Annotated in this window: 22 protein-coding genes and 1 pseudogene; 15 read left to right on the forward strand and 8 right to left on the reverse strand. The window is 37.8% G+C overall.

The annotated features are described in order from the left end of the window. Positions 1-44: 44 nt before the first annotated feature. A complete protein-coding gene (locus A2J09_RS05240) occupies positions 45-542 on the reverse strand; it encodes a hypothetical protein (RefSeq protein WP_031419779.1) in 498 nt (165 codons plus the stop codon). A 91-nt stretch (positions 543-633) separates the two neighbouring features. Here A2J09_RS05240 and A2J09_RS05245 point away from each other — a divergent pair, with 91 nt between their 5' ends. The 7 genes from A2J09_RS05245 to A2J09_RS05270 all read left to right on the forward strand — a co-directional run bounded on the left by A2J09_RS05245 (position 634) and on the right by A2J09_RS05270 (position 6,156). Further along, positions 634-1,374 carry a sulfite exporter TauE/SafE family protein gene (locus tag A2J09_RS05245; RefSeq protein WP_036161368.1) on the forward strand — a complete coding sequence of 247 codons (741 nt, stop codon included), beginning with the start codon at positions 634-636 and terminating at the stop codon, positions 1,372-1,374. Positions 1,375-1,377: 3 nt separating this feature from the next. After that, positions 1,378-2,322 carry a PD-(D/E)XK nuclease family protein gene (locus A2J09_RS05250; RefSeq protein ID WP_012294054.1) on the forward strand — a complete coding sequence of 315 codons (945 nt, stop codon included), beginning with the start codon at positions 1,378-1,380 and terminating at the stop codon, positions 2,320-2,322. 45 nt (positions 2,323-2,367) lie between these two features. Beyond that, positions 2,368-3,024 (forward strand): hypothetical protein, encoded by a 657-nt coding sequence (locus A2J09_RS05255; protein WP_012294055.1) that lies wholly within the window; start codon positions 2,368-2,370, stop codon positions 3,022-3,024. 597 nt (positions 3,025-3,621) lie between these two features. After that, the gene (locus A2J09_RS24405) at positions 3,622-3,753 is read left to right on the forward strand and encodes a hypothetical protein (protein WP_258858651.1); all 132 of its coding nucleotides are present in this window, start codon (positions 3,622-3,624) and stop codon (positions 3,751-3,753) included. 119 nt (positions 3,754-3,872) lie between these two features. After that, entirely contained in the window at positions 3,873-4,025 is a 153-nt protein-coding gene (locus tag A2J09_RS23875; RefSeq protein WP_012294057.1) for a hypothetical protein, read from the forward strand. A gap of 195 nt (positions 4,026-4,220) precedes the next feature. Further along, positions 4,221-5,399: an MFS transporter gene (locus A2J09_RS05265; protein WP_012294058.1), complete on the forward strand. Its 1,179-nt coding sequence runs from the start codon at positions 4,221-4,223 to the stop codon at positions 5,397-5,399. A gap of 97 nt (positions 5,400-5,496) precedes the next feature. Continuing rightward, a complete protein-coding gene (locus A2J09_RS05270) occupies positions 5,497-6,156 on the forward strand; it encodes an MBL fold metallo-hydrolase (RefSeq protein WP_036162693.1) in 660 nt (219 codons plus the stop codon). 38 nt (positions 6,157-6,194) lie between these two features. On the opposite strand, the gene A2J09_RS05275 is transcribed toward A2J09_RS05270, so the two are convergent. Both A2J09_RS05275 and A2J09_RS05280 read right to left on the reverse strand, forming a co-directional pair. Next, positions 6,195-7,361, reverse strand: coding sequence for a Ger(x)C family spore germination protein (locus A2J09_RS05275; protein ID WP_012294060.1), 1,167 nt, complete (start codon positions 7,359-7,361; stop codon positions 6,195-6,197). Positions 7,362-7,501: 140 nt separating this feature from the next. Then, positions 7,502-7,747, reverse strand: a complete 246-nt coding sequence (locus A2J09_RS05280) for a YkuS family protein (RefSeq protein ID WP_012294061.1) — start codon at positions 7,745-7,747, stop codon at positions 7,502-7,504. 341 nt (positions 7,748-8,088) lie between these two features. Between A2J09_RS05280 and A2J09_RS05285 the strand changes: the two genes are divergently transcribed. Continuing rightward, positions 8,089-8,280 (forward strand): hypothetical protein, encoded by a 192-nt coding sequence (locus tag A2J09_RS05285; protein ID WP_012294062.1) that lies wholly within the window; start codon positions 8,089-8,091, stop codon positions 8,278-8,280. A 53-nt stretch (positions 8,281-8,333) separates the two neighbouring features. On the opposite strand, the gene A2J09_RS05290 is transcribed toward A2J09_RS05285, so the two are convergent. Beyond that, the gene (locus tag A2J09_RS05290) at positions 8,334-8,909 is read right to left on the reverse strand and encodes an LOG family protein (protein ID WP_031419819.1); all 576 of its coding nucleotides are present in this window, start codon (positions 8,907-8,909) and stop codon (positions 8,334-8,336) included. A gap of 80 nt (positions 8,910-8,989) precedes the next feature. Here A2J09_RS05290 and A2J09_RS05295 point away from each other — a divergent pair, with 80 nt between their 5' ends. After that, on the forward strand, positions 8,990-9,307 hold the full coding sequence (locus tag A2J09_RS05295; protein ID WP_012294064.1) for a MazG nucleotide pyrophosphohydrolase domain-containing protein: 318 nt from the start codon (positions 8,990-8,992) through the stop codon (positions 9,305-9,307). Positions 9,308-9,382: 75 nt separating this feature from the next. Then, positions 9,383-9,781: pseudogene (locus A2J09_RS05300) on the forward strand (GNAT family N-acetyltransferase); the annotation flags it as partial. A gap of 16 nt (positions 9,782-9,797) precedes the next feature. On the opposite strand, the gene A2J09_RS05305 reads toward A2J09_RS05300, so the two are convergent. Then, positions 9,798-10,250 (reverse strand): NUDIX domain-containing protein, encoded by a 453-nt coding sequence (locus tag A2J09_RS05305; protein ID WP_012294066.1) that lies wholly within the window; start codon positions 10,248-10,250, stop codon positions 9,798-9,800. Positions 10,251-10,346: 96 nt separating this feature from the next. On the opposite strand from A2J09_RS05305, the gene A2J09_RS05310 reads away from it, so the two are divergent. Next, positions 10,347-10,844, forward strand: coding sequence for a hypothetical protein (locus A2J09_RS05310; protein ID WP_012294067.1), 498 nt, complete (start codon positions 10,347-10,349; stop codon positions 10,842-10,844). 68 nt (positions 10,845-10,912) lie between these two features. Here the strand turns inward: A2J09_RS05310 and A2J09_RS05315 are convergent, their stop codons facing one another. Then, positions 10,913-12,085 (reverse strand): multidrug effflux MFS transporter, encoded by a 1,173-nt coding sequence (locus A2J09_RS05315; RefSeq protein WP_036162695.1) that lies wholly within the window; start codon positions 12,083-12,085, stop codon positions 10,913-10,915. Positions 12,086-12,449: 364 nt separating this feature from the next. Here A2J09_RS05315 and A2J09_RS05320 point away from each other — a divergent pair, with 364 nt between their 5' ends. Then, complete coding sequence (locus A2J09_RS05320) at positions 12,450-12,992, forward strand: GNAT family N-acetyltransferase (protein WP_012294069.1); 543 nt, start codon at positions 12,450-12,452, stop codon at positions 12,990-12,992. A 220-nt stretch (positions 12,993-13,212) separates the two neighbouring features. After that, the gene (locus A2J09_RS05325; protein WP_036161380.1) at positions 13,213-13,743 is read left to right on the forward strand and encodes a hypothetical protein; all 531 of its coding nucleotides are present in this window, start codon (positions 13,213-13,215) and stop codon (positions 13,741-13,743) included. Positions 13,744-13,827: 84 nt separating this feature from the next. Here the strand turns inward: A2J09_RS05325 and A2J09_RS05330 are convergent, their stop codons facing one another. Next, on the reverse strand, positions 13,828-14,223 hold the full coding sequence (locus A2J09_RS05330) for a hypothetical protein (RefSeq protein ID WP_012294071.1): 396 nt from the start codon (positions 14,221-14,223) through the stop codon (positions 13,828-13,830). 189 nt (positions 14,224-14,412) lie between these two features. On the opposite strand from A2J09_RS05330, the gene nagZ reads away from it, so the two are divergent. Next, positions 14,413-16,113 (forward strand): beta-N-acetylhexosaminidase, encoded by a 1,701-nt coding sequence (gene nagZ, locus A2J09_RS05340; protein ID WP_012294072.1) that lies wholly within the window; start codon positions 14,413-14,415, stop codon positions 16,111-16,113. A gap of 274 nt (positions 16,114-16,387) precedes the next feature. Then, entirely contained in the window at positions 16,388-16,573 is a 186-nt protein-coding gene (locus tag A2J09_RS05345; protein ID WP_031419829.1) for a hypothetical protein, read from the forward strand. 68 nt (positions 16,574-16,641) lie between these two features. Here A2J09_RS05345 and A2J09_RS05350 read toward each other — a convergent pair whose 3' ends face one another. Then, complete coding sequence (locus A2J09_RS05350; RefSeq protein WP_036161385.1) at positions 16,642-18,819, reverse strand: DNA topoisomerase III; 2,178 nt, start codon at positions 18,817-18,819, stop codon at positions 16,642-16,644. Between the last annotated feature and the right edge of the window lie 55 nt (positions 18,820-18,874).

The following is an 18,874-nucleotide window of genomic DNA, read 5'->3' on the forward strand; positions in this document are numbered from 1 at the left end:
TGTTTGGAAGACGTATTAAAGAGCAACTCTTTAATACGTCTTTTTTAATGCTTTTTATTCAATAAAATGCCTCGTACGATTCCCATACTGAAAATACCACAGAGCAAGAAAAGAAAGAGATACGCATGCCATTGCTGTAAAATACGATCGTGCCCAAGTGCGATCGTAAGGTCATTGAAAAGGGAGTACGTAAAGTACAATAAAATACTATTTTTTATGAGACAAAATGTCATGATGCCATTTTGACGCTGACTATGGGACAGCGGCGGTTTATTTTTACGCATCACAGGATAGGCTGCTTTCATCTCTAAATAGTGCAAAAGTAAAAATAGCATAAGTGCAATAAAAGGTAAATAAAATATGGCGATTTTTGGTCCGAATTGTGCGTGGTCACTCGTAAAGCTTTGTAAAACTGGAATCGTTGCAGGAAGCTTTTGATATTGAATCAGTGTAGCTGTGAAGCCAGCTAAAAAAATGATGGCCACGACGACCGTTAGCTGGTGACAAAAGCGTGGTGTTGGTGTTTTTTGTTGTGTTTGCATCCTTGCCCTCATTTCCATCCTCATTCAAAATTACAATCTGTTATACTGTATCATAGAATGATTGCTTTTGTGAGAGAGAAAGAAGGATATGATGGAATACTTGTTATTTTTATTCATTGGAATCATTGGGAATGTCATTGGTACATTAGTGGGTGGCGGTGGTTTAATCACCTTACCAACGATGATGTTAATGGGGGTGCCAGTTCATTCTGCCATTGGCGCCAATAAAGTGTCCAATATGGTAAGTGCTTTTTCGAGCTTTTATACGATCTATAAACGAAAAGAATTAGCATGGTCAGAAATGCAGCCAGTCTTATTAGTATCGTTAATCGGTGGAACATTGGGTGGACTTTTTGCTTCGTTTATGAGTAGCCAAACATTGACATTTATTGCCATCTTTTTACTAGGCTTTGCGTTAATGATGTCCTTTATGGGTGGGGCTGATTTTGGCCATAAAGAACTCTTTATGATGAATCGAAAGAATGGTCCAATCCTTCTTGGAGTTGGTTTTTATGATGGCATGTTTGGGCCTGGCAGTAGTACACTAGCCCTTTATACATATGCTCATGAGAAAATTTCTTATATTAAAGCAGTTGGACTCTCAAGGGTAGGTGTATTCGCCATGTGCTCAGGAGCAGCAATTACTTATATTGCTACGGGAAAAATTGAATGGCCACTTACATTGATTTTAATGGTAGGCTCTACGATTGGTGCGCAAATTGGCATTGTTTTAGCAAGAAAGGTGAAAGCAAATCAAGTAAAACTCCTACTTCGTATTGTAACCATTGTGTTGATCGTACAGCTTGTTTATGATTTTATCCAGCAGTTATAGGAGGTGATTGTCCTGTTTGAAATTACACCATATCCTACCTTTTCGTGGTCACTGTCACGCCATAAAACGCTAACAAGCTGTGCCCGTAAATATGGCTATGAATATTATTTTTCTCATAACGGGTGGCTGAGCTACAATGTGGAGCCTTATCATCAACTTGTTTATCGTTTGAAAAAGCTGCAGCCCATGCCTATTTTATTTGGGCAAATTGTTCACCGTTTTATTGAGCAGGCTATTAATGATTATTTACAAACCGGACAGCCCCCCACATTAGAGGAGCTGATTCATGGGGCTAGAGGACAGCTGAATGCGGCATTTATAGATTCTACTCGCCATCTTGAATCTTGGAGGCACAAGCCAAATAAATATTATATGATGCAGGAAATATACTATTCTGGCAAACTTTCTTCTGACCTAGTACAGGATTATAAAGAACGAATCCAGCTTGTCTTTGAGCATTTTTTGATAAGTGAAACATTTCAACAAATTACATCACAAAGAGGCTCCTTACGAATTGGAGAACCAGAACAATTTCGCTCGATGAAAATCAACGATATCCAAGTGTTTGTGGTAATGGATTTTCATTACTTTAATGAACTAACAGATAAATGGGTTATCGTGGACTGGAAGACGGGGGGAGAGTCAGATGATGATCGTCAGCAATTAGCCCTCTATGCCTATTATGTGCAGCAAAAATATCGGGTGCCGCTTGAGCAAATCGAGGTCTATAATGAATATTTACTAACGGGAAAACGGAAAAAATATAGCTTCACCGATATTGATATGGAAAATATTTTACATACATTTCAGTATAGTGTGTTAGAAATGAAAAAGTATCAAGCCGATATTTTTTCCAACGAGCCTGTAGACCTTGTGGATTTTGAACAAACACAAGAAAAATGGCATTGTCGTGGATGCAATTTTAGAGAATTATGTGCGCAAAAGTAGAAATGGAGCATCGCCTATGTTCATTTGTACAAGAGGAGGGGGAAAATGATAAGAAATAAAAAGGCGCTTGTTACTTCCATTATCCTTTTAGGAATTTGTATGTGTTTATTTTTCCCATTTCCTAATTATCAAATGCTGAATGCTCGAATTTCTTTTATGTCGTTCCCTATCCTCAAAGATGATGGCTATGTGTTGCTTGGTATACTTGGTTCAGTTCTCTTTATCCTTGCTGTGATTTTATTGGTCAAAGGTATAAAAAAATTCCATCTGCTTTCGATTGGTGTAGTGCTAATCACCTTTACCTTTTTCCCTTTACTTCTGATAACCATCTATCAAGAGACTTTCGCTAGCGGCATCATGGCGATTTCCTATACTGAGAATGGCGAATGCCAATTTGATGTAGTTAGCCAACATATATTACAGGGGGAATGTTATCTTGAATTACAAAATCGAAGTAATGAAGCGGTGTCATTTGAGCTAGAGTTTTTAGATGATCATTTAACGGAAAAAGGACAGCGTATGGAGTCGCTCATGAATGTAGCTGGTCCTTACTTTATGACGATTGAGCCTAACCGTAAAAAGTCCATTCATATAAAGGAATTCCTTGATGTATCTGAAGTGCCAAACCATTTTATTCAAGGTGGAGGTTCGTCGTATATACATGTTAAAATTATCGACGGGAAGACTGCACGAATTTTATAAAAAAGTGTTGTTAAAACAGTTGAAGTGTAGGTAGTAGCTTAGGAGTTGCATGTGCAGCTCTTTTTTATTTAACTTCTGAGCGGTTTAGTTGAATAAGAAATGAAATGATTTATGTTAAAATAATGGAAGAAAAAACCATAAGGGGGTGAGGTAATGGTGTTTAGAAAATATTTGAGTATGTTTTCATTGTTATTATTTTCTTTGTTCATTCTTTTTGCTTTTATTACCCCCATTGTAGTGAATGGAACCTCTGAAATTGGGGACATTGTGGTCATCTCCTTAATATTAGCGTCATTTCTAGCCGCTCTTTTTAGCCAAAAAGGGAAGTTGAAAATAGTGGCTTTAATTGTTTCCTTGATGCCAGTCCTTTTACTAGTAGGATACCTTTTACTTCCTAGTAGATTGATTAGTAACTTGTGTAAATCAGGCTGCCCTTTTTTATTTAAATGAAAGAACTAGGGATAAAGTTGTCTATATTTTTTTGAGTATGACTCTCTTTTGAAAGGAAATGGCTAGTATAAAAACGAGTTATTAATCATATATAAGAAAAGTAGGCAATAGTATGTACATTTTTTAAAATCATAAGGGGGGATGAATATGGCTCAACAACTAACCATGTTTGAACTTTTGATAACTCCTATGAAAAAAAATCCAGATGATCGTATGAAAAGTGTTGAAAAGCAAAACGTAGTGGCTCCACGTAAGGTGGGGTATATTGTGCACAGATAAGTTCCTAGGTTGTACGAAGTGGCGCTAAATGATTGTGATGGTGGAAAACTGAATTTGCATTTTTAATTATTTTGTATTAGATTATAATGTATTGATATTTCGAAAGGAGGCAAAAAGTGATGGATACTATTTTTAGAATGGCTGCAATGGAAGTAAAGACATTTTTACAATTAGCTGATGTCAATTCAACGGGACCAGTCTGTCTTTTTTTAGCGAAACTTCATATAGAATTCAGCAACCGGAAGCTTTTTGCCCTTGTATTTAATAGATAAAGTTTTTTTAAAATACTCTATGCATTTCCTGACGCCGGTTTTCTGGCGTCTTTTTGCGTTTTTTAAAAAAATAATTGACCAAAAAATTTTTGAAAGGGTGAGACTATTGCTGAAAAAGTTAAGGCAATTTAGGAATGTTTCAGTGTGCCAAGCGCTTCTAATTTAAAAGATTAATTAGAAGCGAGGAATTTTAAAATGAAAAAACAAACTATTTTTACTTCAGCATTTCTTTTATTATTTATGAGTAACTTTTTAACTTTTATAGGATTTGAAATGTTACTACCTATTCTACCTGCCTATTTGATGAGCTTACATGCTTCTCCCTTTCAGGTAGGGTTAGTGACTACAGTATTTACAATAGGCGCTATTATCATTCGACCTTTTGTAGGCTATTATTTAGTCGATAACAATAGAAAAGGTTTAGCTATGGGGGCAGGCATAACGCTAATGATTATTACAATCATTTATCCCTTTATGAACACGATTTGGCTCATTCTACTGTTACGGTTTTTCCATGGAGCCACATGGGGAGTGTCGACTACTGCAAATAGTACAATGGCGGTGGATTTAATTCCTAAAACTAGATTAGGTGAAGGGATAGGCTATTTTTCTATTTCGACAACCGTAGGAGCTATTATTGCCCCTAGCTTAGGCATTCTAATCTATCATTCTTTTTCTTTCAGTATATTAATCTATTCTTCTTGCATGCTTTGCCTTTTGGCAGTGATAGCACTTCAATTTGTTTATTCGGCTGAACCGGTTAAGCATGAGAAACAGCCATTTCAATTTATGGAAGCAATTTTTGAGAAAGAAGTATGGTTTCAAGCATTATTGACTGTTATGACGACGCTTGGCTTTGGTGCAATTATTACCTTCCTAGTGCTATACGGCGAACAAAGAGGATTAGATCATATTTTTTTATTTTTCCTTATCAATGCAATTGTTTCCACCTTACTACGTCCCTTTACAGGAAAATGGTTTGATAAAACGGGGCCATGGTCTATTATCATTGTGTCAGCAGTAGTAGGGTTTTTATCATTGATGGTGTTGTCTTACGCGACTAATAGTTGGTTGCTTATTATCGCAGCCATCCTGTTCGGAGCAGGCTATGGAACAGTTATGCCTTGTTTACAAACATGGACTGTTCAAAAAGTCAGTGAGGCAAAAAGTGGTGCGGCTAATGCAACATTTCTTTCTAGTTTTGATAGTGGAGTTGGCATTAGTGCCTTTCTATTAGGGCTTTTAGCTGAATGGATGAGTGTAGAGATGATTTTCCGTCTTGTTAGTCTAAGCTTTCTACTTGTTGCTCTGTTCGTTTATATAGATGCTAAGAGAACGAGAAAAAATAATCACATACAGACTACAAAATTTTAAAGTCCATGACGGGGTTGGCAGGAAATTTTAGTCTGAAAGCAGAAACTAAATAGAGGATCACATTATCTCTTCATGTTTGGCAAAGGGGGCGAATGCTATAGAAATATCGAAAGGCGTAAAGGTACTGGAACTGAATTATCAAGGATTCATGATTCATCCTACGCTTTTGTGGGATCAAGATATGGCTGTTTTAATAGACGCAGGTTTTCCTGGACAAATGGAAGAATTGCGAGAGGCTATGGCACAGGTTGGTGTTTCATTGAACCAGCTAAGGGCGGTCATTCTCACGCATCAGGATGTGGATCATATTGGTTGCCTGCCGGATTTAATAGATACATGTGCACAGGAAATACGAATATACGCGCATGCACTAGAGCAACCTTATATTCAAGGGAAACTACCCTTATTAAAAGATGCACATTTAGAGAATCCTCCTAAGGGGCGAGTGGATAAGACTTTAAGTGATGGTGAGGAACTGCCGTTTTGTGGAGGTATTCAAATCATCCATACACCTGGGCATACGCCGGGACATATTAGCCTTTATTTGACACAAAGCAAAACGTTAATTGCCGGTGACTCGCTATACAGTGTTGATGGCAATATTGTGGGTATCCATGAGCCATCCGTATTAGATTTGGCGGAAGCTCAGGAGTCTTTAAAAAAATACCTAGACCTCGAAATTGAGACGGTTGTTTGCTATCACGGGGGCATAAGTAGAGGAGCGGTCCTTGATCAGCTTCATCAAGTGCTATCATAAACAAGAGACCACTCCAATTATTGGGTGGTCTCTTATTGTTATTCGGTAAGAGTTTCTTCAAACGATTTTCGCCCAGGGCTTACTTTGTTGATATGAATATCGATTTTACTGATGGATTCCTTGGTTAAAGGGATTTTGCCATCCTTCTGTATTTTTTTCCATACCTTCACATTGTCACGATAGAGATATTCTGACAAACGAAAGACGTCTGTATCCAATTTTAAGCCTTCCTCAAAAGTAGCTATAATTTCCTTTTTGACTTCTTTCTCCACCTTTTTCCTGACCTGACTCGGTGTCACTTTCCCTTTAAAGCCATTCAAAATAGTATTAAATTTTAAATACACTTCAAATTTCACTTGATTGTTTCGCACAATCGGTTTGACACTGACATCTAATTTTTTAATATCAACAGTTAAGTAGTCCCGCTCCTCGCTATTGTCTAATTTTATCGTAATTTCCCCTTGCTTCGTTGCATTATTCATCCATTCAATTCCTCGAGCTGTATTGCCTTTAATAAAGCCTTTGAAACCGTTCTTTGAAAGAATGCCGACACCGGCAAAAGCGGTTTCAGTTCGGGATTCCTTTGCCGTTTCCCAGTTTTGATTGATAGAAATGAATGGGACTTTCATTTCATGATTCGGCTCATTCAAGCCAATAACTAGCTGTCTCAAGTTAACAGGCTCAATAAACGATTCTTGTTTCGAACTATTTTTGGGATTACTCAATTTAGTAGCAGTGGGCGATTTTTCAAGAATAGGAGCTGCTAATAATACTTCCTCGATAGGGTCTTGTGTACAATAGACCCAAATATGATATCTTGTTTCTCGAAAGCGTAAAAAAGTGTCGATAATGGGAATGGCATGTTCACTTTCCATTGCTTTTTCCGAGAAAAGGAGAAAGGTCATATGTCCCCAAAAAACTTCTTGGTCCATTGAACGATACAATTTATAAATGGCTTCTTCGATAGTTTTTCCTGTAGCCTTACCAACTTCAGTTGGTGCCGCTTGTGGGTTCGATTGTTCAGTTTTTGCTACGTTGGCGAAGTTCATAAGTTGGATGTACGCTATATATTCATTATCCTTATAATCAACACCAACACCTTGCACATAATACATCCGTTGGGGTTCTGTTACATCCCAACAGCCTGACATGAGTAGTGTGGTCGTAAGCATTAAAATAACAAGCAATATATTTTTTTGGCTCATATGTCTCCCTACTTTTTAAAGTTCCTATTATTTATTTTGTACAACAAATAGGTGTATTATAAGTAGAGATTATAAGTATGTAAGGAAAAAACCAAATAAGAAAGTGCTGCTCGCAATGTTTACGCGACAGCACTTCATCATTAATGGAAATATTTTTCGACACGCTGAACGACATCGTTAGCTGAAAGCCCATTCGCATCAATGACAGGACCCTTTATAATTGGATCACTAATCCCCATGACGTCTCGGTCCTGACCAGTAATGATGCAGGCATCACATTTTTTAGCATCCTCTTCATTTCGAAGCTGGATGACTTCATAGCCTTTCGCTTTTAAAGCATCTTCAATATTGGATAAAGACTCTTCAACACCAATGATTCTAGACATAATTTGTCCACCTCCTATAAGTAATGTGCCATTACATGTAGCGCATTATTCATATTATTTTTTTGAACGTGGATCATGACTGTGAAAGTGACAAACTATGATGATGAGAAATCTTCTCTTCATCATGGTTGCTAATGGTTTGTCTGTTAAAAATTCATTATCTTTCAGATTATGCTTGGCTGGAAATGCAAATTCTGATTGAGCCTACACAACTTTTTTTAAAAGTACAAACTAAAGGATACATGGTACTTCCTCCTGTTACATGAAATATCTTTATCATCCCCCTATACTGAGGAATATAGTTACTACATAGTGAACATACATACAAAGGTGGTGAACAGATGGGCATTGCAGAAGTATTGACCATTGTTTTTGTCCTATTAAAGGTAACGGATATTATTACTTGGTCATGGTGGCTTGTTTTATTACCGACCATACTATCATTTAGTGTATATGTAATCATCATGGTGGTGAAGCTCATTATGGTATTGGTAGCTGTATTCGTGGTGAAAAAGCGAGATGCGACGAGATAAAAAAAGGGTGGTAAGCATAGTCGAATAAAAGGATGACTACCCTTACCACCTGATTATTTGCTTAGCTCGTAGGTTTTTATAGCGGGAGGAACAAAATTTTGACATTGATCTAAAAGCGCTGTAGCTTCTGCCTCAACAATTAAGGCTTCCCGATATTGGGCCTTTAAAAATTGTTCCTGTTGCATATGATCAAAAAATGAGATTAATAAATCGAAATACTGTTCAATATTGAAAATGGCGCAAGGTTTTTGAATGAGGCCGATTTGATTCCAAGTAAACACTTCAAAAAATTCCTCTAGTGTACCAGGACCACCAGGCAGGGCGATAAAGCCATCTGCTAGTTCCATCATTTTACTTTTGCGTTCATGCATGGTGTTGACAACAATCAGCTCTGTTAACTGCTGATGAGCAATTTCACGCTCCTCTAACAAGGTAGGAATCACACCAATAACCTTTCCACCTTCCTGTAGCACGGTATTGGCCACTGTTGCCATAATGCCGACGCTTGCCCCACCATAAATAAGGGTAATTTGACGTTTGGCTAACTCTTTCCCTAGCTGAATTGCACCTTCACGATAGGCGTCTAAAGCGCCGATACTAGATCCGCAAAATACTGCGATACTTTTCATTGTTGACTCCTCCATATCTGATGAGATTCTTTTATAGTATAATTTAATTTGAATAGGAAAGAAATGGAGGGGGAACGAAAATGGAGTTAAATGAGTTTCAACATTGGGTAAAGGACTACTATGAAAGCCGCGGGTGGTCAGAGCTTAACATATTTACACGAATTGGCTTTTTAGCTGAAGAAACTGGTGAGGTAGCTAGAGCAATACGAGCATTAGAAATTGGCCGAGATCGACCAGATGAAATTACACCAACCTATGAGGAAAATAAGCAAGAGCTCATTGAGGAGCTAGGCGATGTAATAGGGAATATTATTGTCATTGCCAATCAATATGATATACCACTTGAGGAAATTTTTGTCGCGCATCAGGATAAACTATTGAAACGTTATCAGGATTAGGAGAAACTTCATATCGATACGCATATTTCTATTTTATAAGAACCGTACGATGATTTTACGAATTTTTCACATGATAAAATTCGTAGCTTTAATAATGAGCATTCTCCATATCATCGGGAAAGTAGACAGAAGGGAGCGGTTCGTCCTCTCCATTTGATCGTAACGGATCAACAACAGCAATGGGTCGGTGGTTTGACCGCTGAAGTTTATTGGGGATGGCTGGAAATACATAAATGTTGGTTTCAAGAAGCGTATCGGGGAAAAGGCTTGGGCAGTAAGCTGCTAGCACAGGTAGAAATAGCCGCACAGGAAATGGGTGCTAAGAAGGCTTTGCTTACAACCTATTCGTTCCAAGCTCGTACGTTTTATGAGGAAAGAGGCTATCAAGTAGTGGGGGAAATAAAAGATTATCCGCCTGGCAGTAGCTACTATACAATGGTCAAAACATTTAATGCTAAAGAAGGCTGTCTCTAAAAATAGGCAGCCTTTTCTAATTGATGTCACCTAAATAAATAGTGGTTTGTAGCCCTTGCTCATATCGCTGAAGCTGTGGAATTAATAATTTGGGATATAGTGGGAACTCGTGGAGCCTTGCCACTGAGACCCATTCTGTCCCAATTTGGTGACTATCTGGATTAGTGGGTTGGGGCAATTGCTCATGGAGCTGACATAGAAAATAATATTCTACTTGATGAACATCCGCGTCAAAGGCAGCATGCTCATGATTTTTCCCTATATATTCGCGGATAAAAAGAAGCTCTCCAATATGCACAGATGCGCCTATTTCTTCAAGGCATTCTCGTTGGAGAGTCGCATGAAATGTTTCACCATGCTCTTGTCCACCTCCAGGACAAAGATAAAAATGTTCCTCCGAAATTTTATTTTTGATCAGCAAGATTTCACCATCAACGAGGATGATGGCTTTGACAGAATTTCTTATCATAGGAACCTCCCTAGCTTGGTTAATTTTTTATGTCTATGACTAAAACGTTCCATGAATGTCTACCTTAATAAAAAGGGGAGATGAAGCGTGTATTCAATGTCCAATTTTAAAATACTTGTTGAAAAACAGACTGAGATTGATACAATTTATCAAAATTGTGATGATTTAATCCAATCAACGGTCACGCCAAAACTAGATGCTGAGGTTGATCAGTTTTTACAGCTCGTTGAACAACATTTAACAGAGCAAGGCTTTAACATTACGAAAACTTCTACAGGCCTCATCGCCCATTTTCAAAAGGCGGTCATTAATATCGATAAACATTCAAAGCATCTGGAACAATGCTTTTTTATTAATTTAAATAGCTACGCAGAGGATCAGGTATCAATTGTGTTAGATATCTCACCTATTATGCTACCTAAAATCTCGAATCAGCTTGACGGCTATACGGATATTATTGAGCAAATGACGGATAAGTTAAAGCAAGCCAAAAGTCTTGAGAAAGCCTGTATGAATCCAAAATTCCTTTATAAGACTCAAAGCAATAAGGTGTTTCAATCCGCACAAGAAGTTGTGGATCACTATTTTCAATAAAAAAGAAGCCACCCTGTAAAACAGGGTGGCATTTTTGTTTTAGTAGATAAGATGCCCGCTAACATCCATTATCGAATATATTTTTTTGCACTTAACCACATCATGGTCGTTAATCCCAAGAAATAAAGTGGCATCGTCAGCAAGGATTCATTGTGAAGCAAACTCATACCATATGTGATCACACTGACAAGCAAGTAATAGCCGAGACTAAAGATGGCGCCTGCTGTTCCAATGACGTCCTGAAAGTTTACTAATGCTAGACTTAAACAGTTAGGAAGAGCAATGCCCGAGCCTAACAGCAAGATAAAAACTGTACCCATAATGCCTATGGCTAGCATACTTGTAGGCAATGGCAAAGTACAGACAATTATTAAGAGGAAAGCCCCTATCAACATCACCGAACAACCTATATGAATAATTTGTTGAGGTAAACGTGTGGTGATAAGTCGCTTAGAAATCATAGCCCCTATAATCGAGGCAAATGCTACGATGATGCCAAGAAAACCATAGAGACCCGGCGTCATCTGAAAGTAATCAATGAAAATAAAAGGTGCCTCCGCATAATAGCTAAATAGCACACCGTTAATGCCCCCAATGACCAAACCGTAGACAAGAACGGTCGGGGAAGCGAAAATGCGTTTGACGACAGGCCAAATCGCTATTCTTTGCCTAGCAGTTGGTTGCGTCGTTTCAGGTAACCTAACAAAGGCATAGATGAACAACCATATACTCATGACCACTAGGACAAAAAATACTGCCCGGAAGCCAAGTGCTTGATCCACCCAGCCCCCAATCAATGGTCCTACCGCAGGAGTAAACGCAATGACTGCGGAAATTTGTGCAAACATTGCATGTCGTTTATGACCGGCTACACTTTCTCGCAAAATGGTTTGCGTAATAATAGAGCCAGTAGCAGCACCGAATGCTTGAATAAAACGACTTACAATGAGAAAGGAGATTGTGTCCGCAAAAAAACATAATGCGCTCCCGATTCCATAAAAAACTAAACCGCCTAACATGGCAGGTCTTCGGCCAATAAAATCAGAAATCCATCCCCAGCTAAAAACACCGAATGCAAATCCAATAAAATAGATGCTTAAGGTTAATTGGACAGAACTATTGGATACACCAAGTGCATCTGCAATGTCCGGTAGAGATGGTGTATAAATGGTTTCACTAATTTGTGGGAACGCCACAAGAACAATCATTAACAATAAAGATGGTACAGCCTGTTTTTTCAACATATTGCCCTCCTACAAGCAAATTCTACTCTGTTAGTGACAAGTAGAAAGCGTAGCTAGGGAACCGGCGGGACCATTATTAGAATACGTTCATAAGATAGCATGTTGAAATCACCTTTATATGCTTAATGTAGGAGTGCATAGTCAGCTTTCTATTATAAGCTATTTTATAAATTTTATATAGTAATATTTGTTATTTCTATTAAAATTTAAGAGAAATGACTTGTGCAAAAAATGGGAATTTCATAAGATGGAATAAATATATTTTTTTGTAATAGGTGATAGTATGTATCGATCATGGTGTATGAGAAGTCGCCTTTATGCTTGAGATTTAAGGATATAGAAGTGGGAAGGGGGAAGAAGGATGTTTCCAAAGTTAGAAACAGATCGACTAAAATTAAGAAAACTGACGCAGGCTGATGTACCTGCCATTTTTCATTGCCTTTCCAATGTGGAGGTAACACGCTATTATGGGCAGGAACCTTTTATTGAAAAACAGCAGGCTGAACAGTTAATCAAGCTTTTTGACAAAAACTATGAGGAAAAGAGAGGCATACGGTGGGGTATTGAGCGTAAAGAAACTGGCGAAGTCATGGGTACGATTGGTTATCATTTATGGTCTGCTCCACACAAACGAGCGGAAATCGGCTATGAAATCCATCCAGATTACTGGCGACAGGGATATATAAAAGAAGCCATTCAGCAAGTAATCGCCTATGGCTTTGAACACATGAATTTACAGCGGATTGGGGCTGTTGTGTATTTAGAAAATGAAGCATCCAATCAGTTACTGCTGAAGCTAGGTTTTCAGCAAGAGGGAATTCTAAGAGACTATATGGTGCAAAATGAAAAAGCATATGATACGTTTATCTATTCTTTATTAAAAAAAGAAGTAGCCACTAGGTAGATTGATTTGTTTCCATAAATTGAATAACAATTATTAACAATTAGGCGCAATTCTGCAACAAGAATTGTGCTTTTAATCATGACAAGAGCCGTATTCTTAGACTATATATGAAAGATACCGTGAACAAATGTACGTAAGCGAACGGCAGAGGAAAAAGATTTGAATGTCGTTATTTTCATTAAATGTATAATGTGGTGCTTATTAATAAGGAGTGATACAATTGAAAATTTATCCTGATTGCCCTGTTATTGCTAAGTCAATAGAGGTTGGTGGACTAACGAAATGGCAGCTAATTCAAAAGTTACAAGAGCATTCTATCTCGATGAATCATTACGGAGAGAAATTATTATCTGATGATAAATTTATTACTTCTGAAAGAAAGTATAGCCTAAAAATTGTTGAACTTGCTGTTAGAAATCTTGGTTTTCCTGATGGAGCCACGATGCCTCAGCTTATTGAACAAGCAAACAAACTTGGCTTGGATTTATGTCCTCTTGAGGTCGGACCTTACGTAAGACTTGCATATTTAGACCAACCTGAAAGTAAATCAGGGAATCCTCAACAACAAAATCGAGCGCCTTCTGGGTCCATCACAATTGCCTCAGAAATCGTAAGTGATGAGGAGGATTTTCCTAAAGGATTTTACATTAGAAAAATAGATGGAGGACTTTGGCTACGTGGATATCTTGCTGACGACTTGCATGTTTGGAATCCTGATGATCTATTTATCTTTCGTAATCATTCAGAATAATTCAATGTTGGCAATTAAAAATCAAGATGAGGAAATAACAGAAATCCCCCTCACTGTTTTTTTAATGATGAGGGGGGATGTTAATTATTTAACTAATGCTAGCAAAAACTGATCGCGATCCGATTCATCCTGCATTTTACTATCCACTAACATTGCACCTGATTGAACATTTGTCCTATCATTGTCCACAAGGAATTGCACATTGACCTTTGCAACCTTATTATTAACGGAGCAATCTCCTTTGAACTCGACTACATCCTGTCTTTTTTGTGTTTCAAAATAAACCCAATAGGGATTTTCGCAGGCAGCAGCAAAGCCATTTTCTAAAGTTTTTGTACTATTTTCATAAGTATAGTTTTTTACATATGTAATATATTCATTGTCAGTAATATCCTTTTGTGGACCATAGAAGTACCAAAATACCCCTAAAATGCCGATTGGTACAATCCACAATATATTCCTTTTACTCAATTTCCCCATACCTTGCCTCCCCCTTTATGAGAATATTTTAACATTTTCCTTCGTATTTTTGCTAGCTTACGATAATATTTTCTAAAGAGTGAATCGTTTCTGTTGATTTCACATGCTTTGTATTCATTCATTAGATATGATAACGTTAGCTGGTAGAATGATTTATGATTCTTAGGGTTGGATTGAGGAGGTTTTTTCATGCATAAAAGAAGACGTGGCTTGCTCCTATTTCTTGTGCTGATTTTAATGGGTTTGCTCTTTTTTATCGGTATGAAGATGCGACCAGCCACACAAACGACTAGAAATTCGGAGTCACCCCCAGTCCAGGAGCATAGCGATCATGCAACTGAGGGCGGCGATACCGGAAATCTTGACGTAGTCATTCAGGATATTGTCAACCTAGCAGGAGAAGGAAAAGTACCTGATGTGCCATTTGTCGCAGGGGAGTCAGATAGCCGTACGGTTCATCAGCAATGGGGGGACCCTCAGCAAGTAACGGAGTCCGCTAATGGACAATACGAGGATTTTCTTCAACAAGAGATAACGATTGGCTTTCAAAGTACAAAAGCTTTCGATATCCGTTCATTTAAAGCAGATATAAGGAATATTCATTTAGCAGATATTAAAAATAAATTGGGCGAGCCTGATGAGGTCCGCTATTATCAGGACACAAAGACCAATCAAATTATTTTAGTGTATCAGGTTAACGACCACTATCAACTAAAGTGGATTTTGCCAAAGCCGACTGACGGTGATGCCAATCCTGCTGTTCATCACATCTCTGTCTATACAGCAATAACGGATGATATAGCAGAGACAATCAACCAGATGACATTGGATGAAAAGCTGGGTCAAATGATGTTTGCCGGTGTTTCGGGCACATCACTTCAGCAAGAGACAACGAGTTTAATTCGTGATTACAAGGTTGGAGGATTGATTCTTTATGCCAATAATCTTGAAACGCCACAGCAAACAGTCTCACTGATGAATGATCTAATGGCAGCGAACGGGACTAATCGACTACCATTATTTTTGGGAACTGACCAAGAAGGGGGCAAAGTAGTCAGATTACCAGGGCCGTTAAAAAATTTCCCAACGAACCAAAAGATTGGGCAAATCAATCAAGCACAATTCTCCTATGAGATTGGTCAATTATTAGGGGAACAATTAAAGGCATTTGGCTTCAATCTAGACTTCGCCCCTGTAATGGATGTGAACAGCAATCCGAACAACCCGATTATTGGTGATCGTTCGTTCTCTAATAAGCCTGATATCGTTAGTCAATTAGGAATTCAGACTATGCAGGGGTTAGAAAGTCAGCAGGTAATTCCAGTCATTAAGCATTTCCCTGGTCATGGTGATACATCAGTAGATTCTCACTTAGAGCTACCCAAAGTGTCGAAAAGTCTAGACGATTTAACTAAGCTAGAGCTTATTCCATTTAAAGCGGCGATTGATAAAGGCGTTGATGTGGTTATGGTCGGTCATATTTTATTACCTAAAATCGATCAACAATACCCTTCATCGATGTCAAAGGAAATTATTACTGGGATTTTAAGAAATCAGCTTGGCTTTGATGGGGTTGTAATGACGGACGATATGACGATGAAGGCCATTACGAATCATTTTAATATTGGGCAAGCTGCTGTAGATTCTGTGAAGGCGGGTAATGATATTATTTTAATTGCCCATGAATTCGCCAATGTCACAGCGGCCATAGATGCATTGAAGGCAGCCGTAAAGAACGGGGAAATCACAGAGCAGCAAATTAATGACAGTGTCCGTAGAATCATTCAGCTGAAAGAAAAATATCAGCTTGTGAATCAGCCAGTATCAGCAGTTGATCTTAATAAGCTCAATGCACATATGGTCCAAGTATTAAATACGTATTTGAAATAAGAGGGAAAGGGACATACATATCGATATGTATGTTCTTTTTTTGAAGGGTAGAAGAGGATGAGCGCATGGATCAGGTATTTACATTAGCTAGTCAATTGACGAACCACACCTTGATAGTGTAACTATTAAGGTGTTTTTAGTTTGGTGGCGGATAGAAGTGTTTATAACTTAATGAATATGTAAGGAATGAGTAAGAAAAAAGTGATGACTGATAGATACAATGAACCTAGATTAAAACAAATAGTTTGATGAGAAGATAAGGAGGCAATAGGAAATGGGCATGATGATTGGGATTATTACAGGTGCAATAATAGGGGGTGTTTTATTAATCATCAGCTTCATTTTATTTTGGATAGGCAAGAGAAAACAGGAAGAAAACCGATATGCGCTATGGATGATGCTTGCAGGTTTATTAGCATTAATAACCTCTGGAAGCAATGCTTTAACATATTTCTTATGAGGTAGTGGGAAAGAAAGGGCGATATATATGTATCGCCCTTTGAAGTGCCTTCCCGCCTAAATGCTCTATTATTGAGGGAATTTAAAATGTACCCTATGTTCTTGTTTATCCCAAATAAGATGCGCATTGAAGGTTTTTTGTCCCTTCTTAAACCCTTTTATCATGTCTGTTTCACCAGTGGCTAGTAGCTTTCTTACATTCGTCTGTGAAATGGTTTTACTAAGAATTTTCTTGGACACAGAAAATTTACAGTTTGCAGCTTTATAGTTTGAACAACCGTAAAAAGTTCCATGATCTATAATAGAGCCATTACAAAGAATACATTTTCCGACAACGGTTTTTTCTTTTTTATATTTCTTTTGATAAGGGTTATTGGCACTGATTTTTTCGACTTCCTTTTGATCGAATGTCCATGCTTTTTCGCGTTCATGTGCATCGGTAATCAATTTGTAGGTAAGCTTTTTTACTTGCTCCATAAATGCTTGAGGAGAAGCATGTCCTTCACCAATTTCAGCTAGTCGCTGCTCCCATTTTGCCGTCATGGAGGGTGATGTTAATAGGCTGTTTTCACCGAGCGCTTCAATTAATAGCATACCTTTAGACGTAGCAAATACTTGATTTTTCTTTATTTCAATGTACTGTCGATCTTTGAGTGTACCAATAATACCCGCTCGTGTTGCTTCAGTCCCTAAACCTTCTGTTTTAGACAAAACCTTTTCTAATTCCGCATCATCAAGATGTTTACCAGCTGTTTTCATCAATGTAATTAAATGACCTTCTGAATATCTATTAGGTGGCTGTGTTGCCCCTTGTTTAACGCTAGCTTGAGCCACAGTTCCTAGCTCATTTTCATGAAGCAGGGGAAGCATTTCTTCCTCTTCTTGAGATGAACTATCTTTAGTTGGATAAATGACTTTACGCCAGCCCTCCTCGATTTGCTCCTTCCCCTTCGATATGAACTCTGCTCGTTTATCGACAAGCGAATGAATGGTGGTGTAAGCAAAAATGGCATGGTTATAATGTGCTGCAATGACTTGTCTAGCTACTAAATCGTAAATCTTCTCTTCTTCCATGCTTAGCTTACTAAGATTAGGCATCTGTTCTGTCACAATGATTGCATGGTGGTCCGTAACCTTTTTCTCATTTACATATCTTTTGTTATGCATAATGGAGTTTATTGGGGGAGGCAGAAGGTTTTTATATTTATCCATTTTGCTCAAATTGTTTAATATAGTTGGTAGTGTTTTGGCTTCTTCGCTTGTTAAAAACTGTGAATCAGATCTTGGGTATGAAACTAAACCTTTTACATAAAGCTTTTGTAAAATATCAAGAGTTTTTTGTGGTGAAAACTTATAAGCCTTATTTGCTGTAGCCTGTAACCCTGACAAATTAAATAAAAGAGGCGGTGCGTATTCCTTTGTCTCTTTAATTATTTTTGTGATGTCTACATTTTTATGTAGACAGAAATTAGCGATGGCTATCGCTTGTTTTTCTTCCAATACTCTTGACATATTATTTTTGTGCCATTTTGCTTTTAGCATCTTACCTGCAAAATGAAAGACTGCTTCGACTTCCCAAAAAGGCTCTGATTTAAAATTCGCGATTTCATGTTCTCTATGAACAATTAATGCAAGGGTTGGGGTTTGTACTCTGCCAATGGAAAAGACATCTTTGACACCGTTTTTCTTAAGTAGAACCGTATATAATCTCGACGTATTAATACCAATTAGCCAATCTGCACAGGAACGACTTAAAGCTTCGTAATAAATATCCTTCGTTTGTGCTTCAGGTAGTAAATTAGAGAAGCCATTTTTTACCGAGTTTTCGGTTAAGGATGATATCCATAATCGCTTCATCGGTTTGTTTACACCGCATACCCTTAAAATGGTACGAATAATTAATTCCCCTTCACGACCCGCATCTCCACCGATAATAATTTCCTGAATGTCTGCTCTTTTAACTAGATTTTTGATGATAGTAAATTGTTTATACTTAGATTTAGAGACTTTATATTCAAATCGATCGGGGATAATGGGTAATGTTTCCAACTTCCACTTTTTCCATGTAGAATCATATTCTTCGGGTGTTTTTAATTCACATAGATGCCCAATTGCCCATGTGATAATTGCTCCATTTGGGAAATATGAGTTGGCTTTGACTTCAAAATATCCTGTCTTTTTAGTAAAAGAAAAGGGAGCAGCTAACTTGGCAGCTTGGTCTGGTTTTTCTGCAATTACTATTTTCATCTATCATTCTCCTGTTAATAATCATTCCAACTCTTGTCATATCATTATAAATTAA

The organism is Lysinibacillus sphaericus, from assembly GCF_001629735.1.
Taxonomy (GTDB): Bacteria; Bacillota; Bacilli; order Bacillales_A; family Planococcaceae; genus Lysinibacillus; species Lysinibacillus pinottii.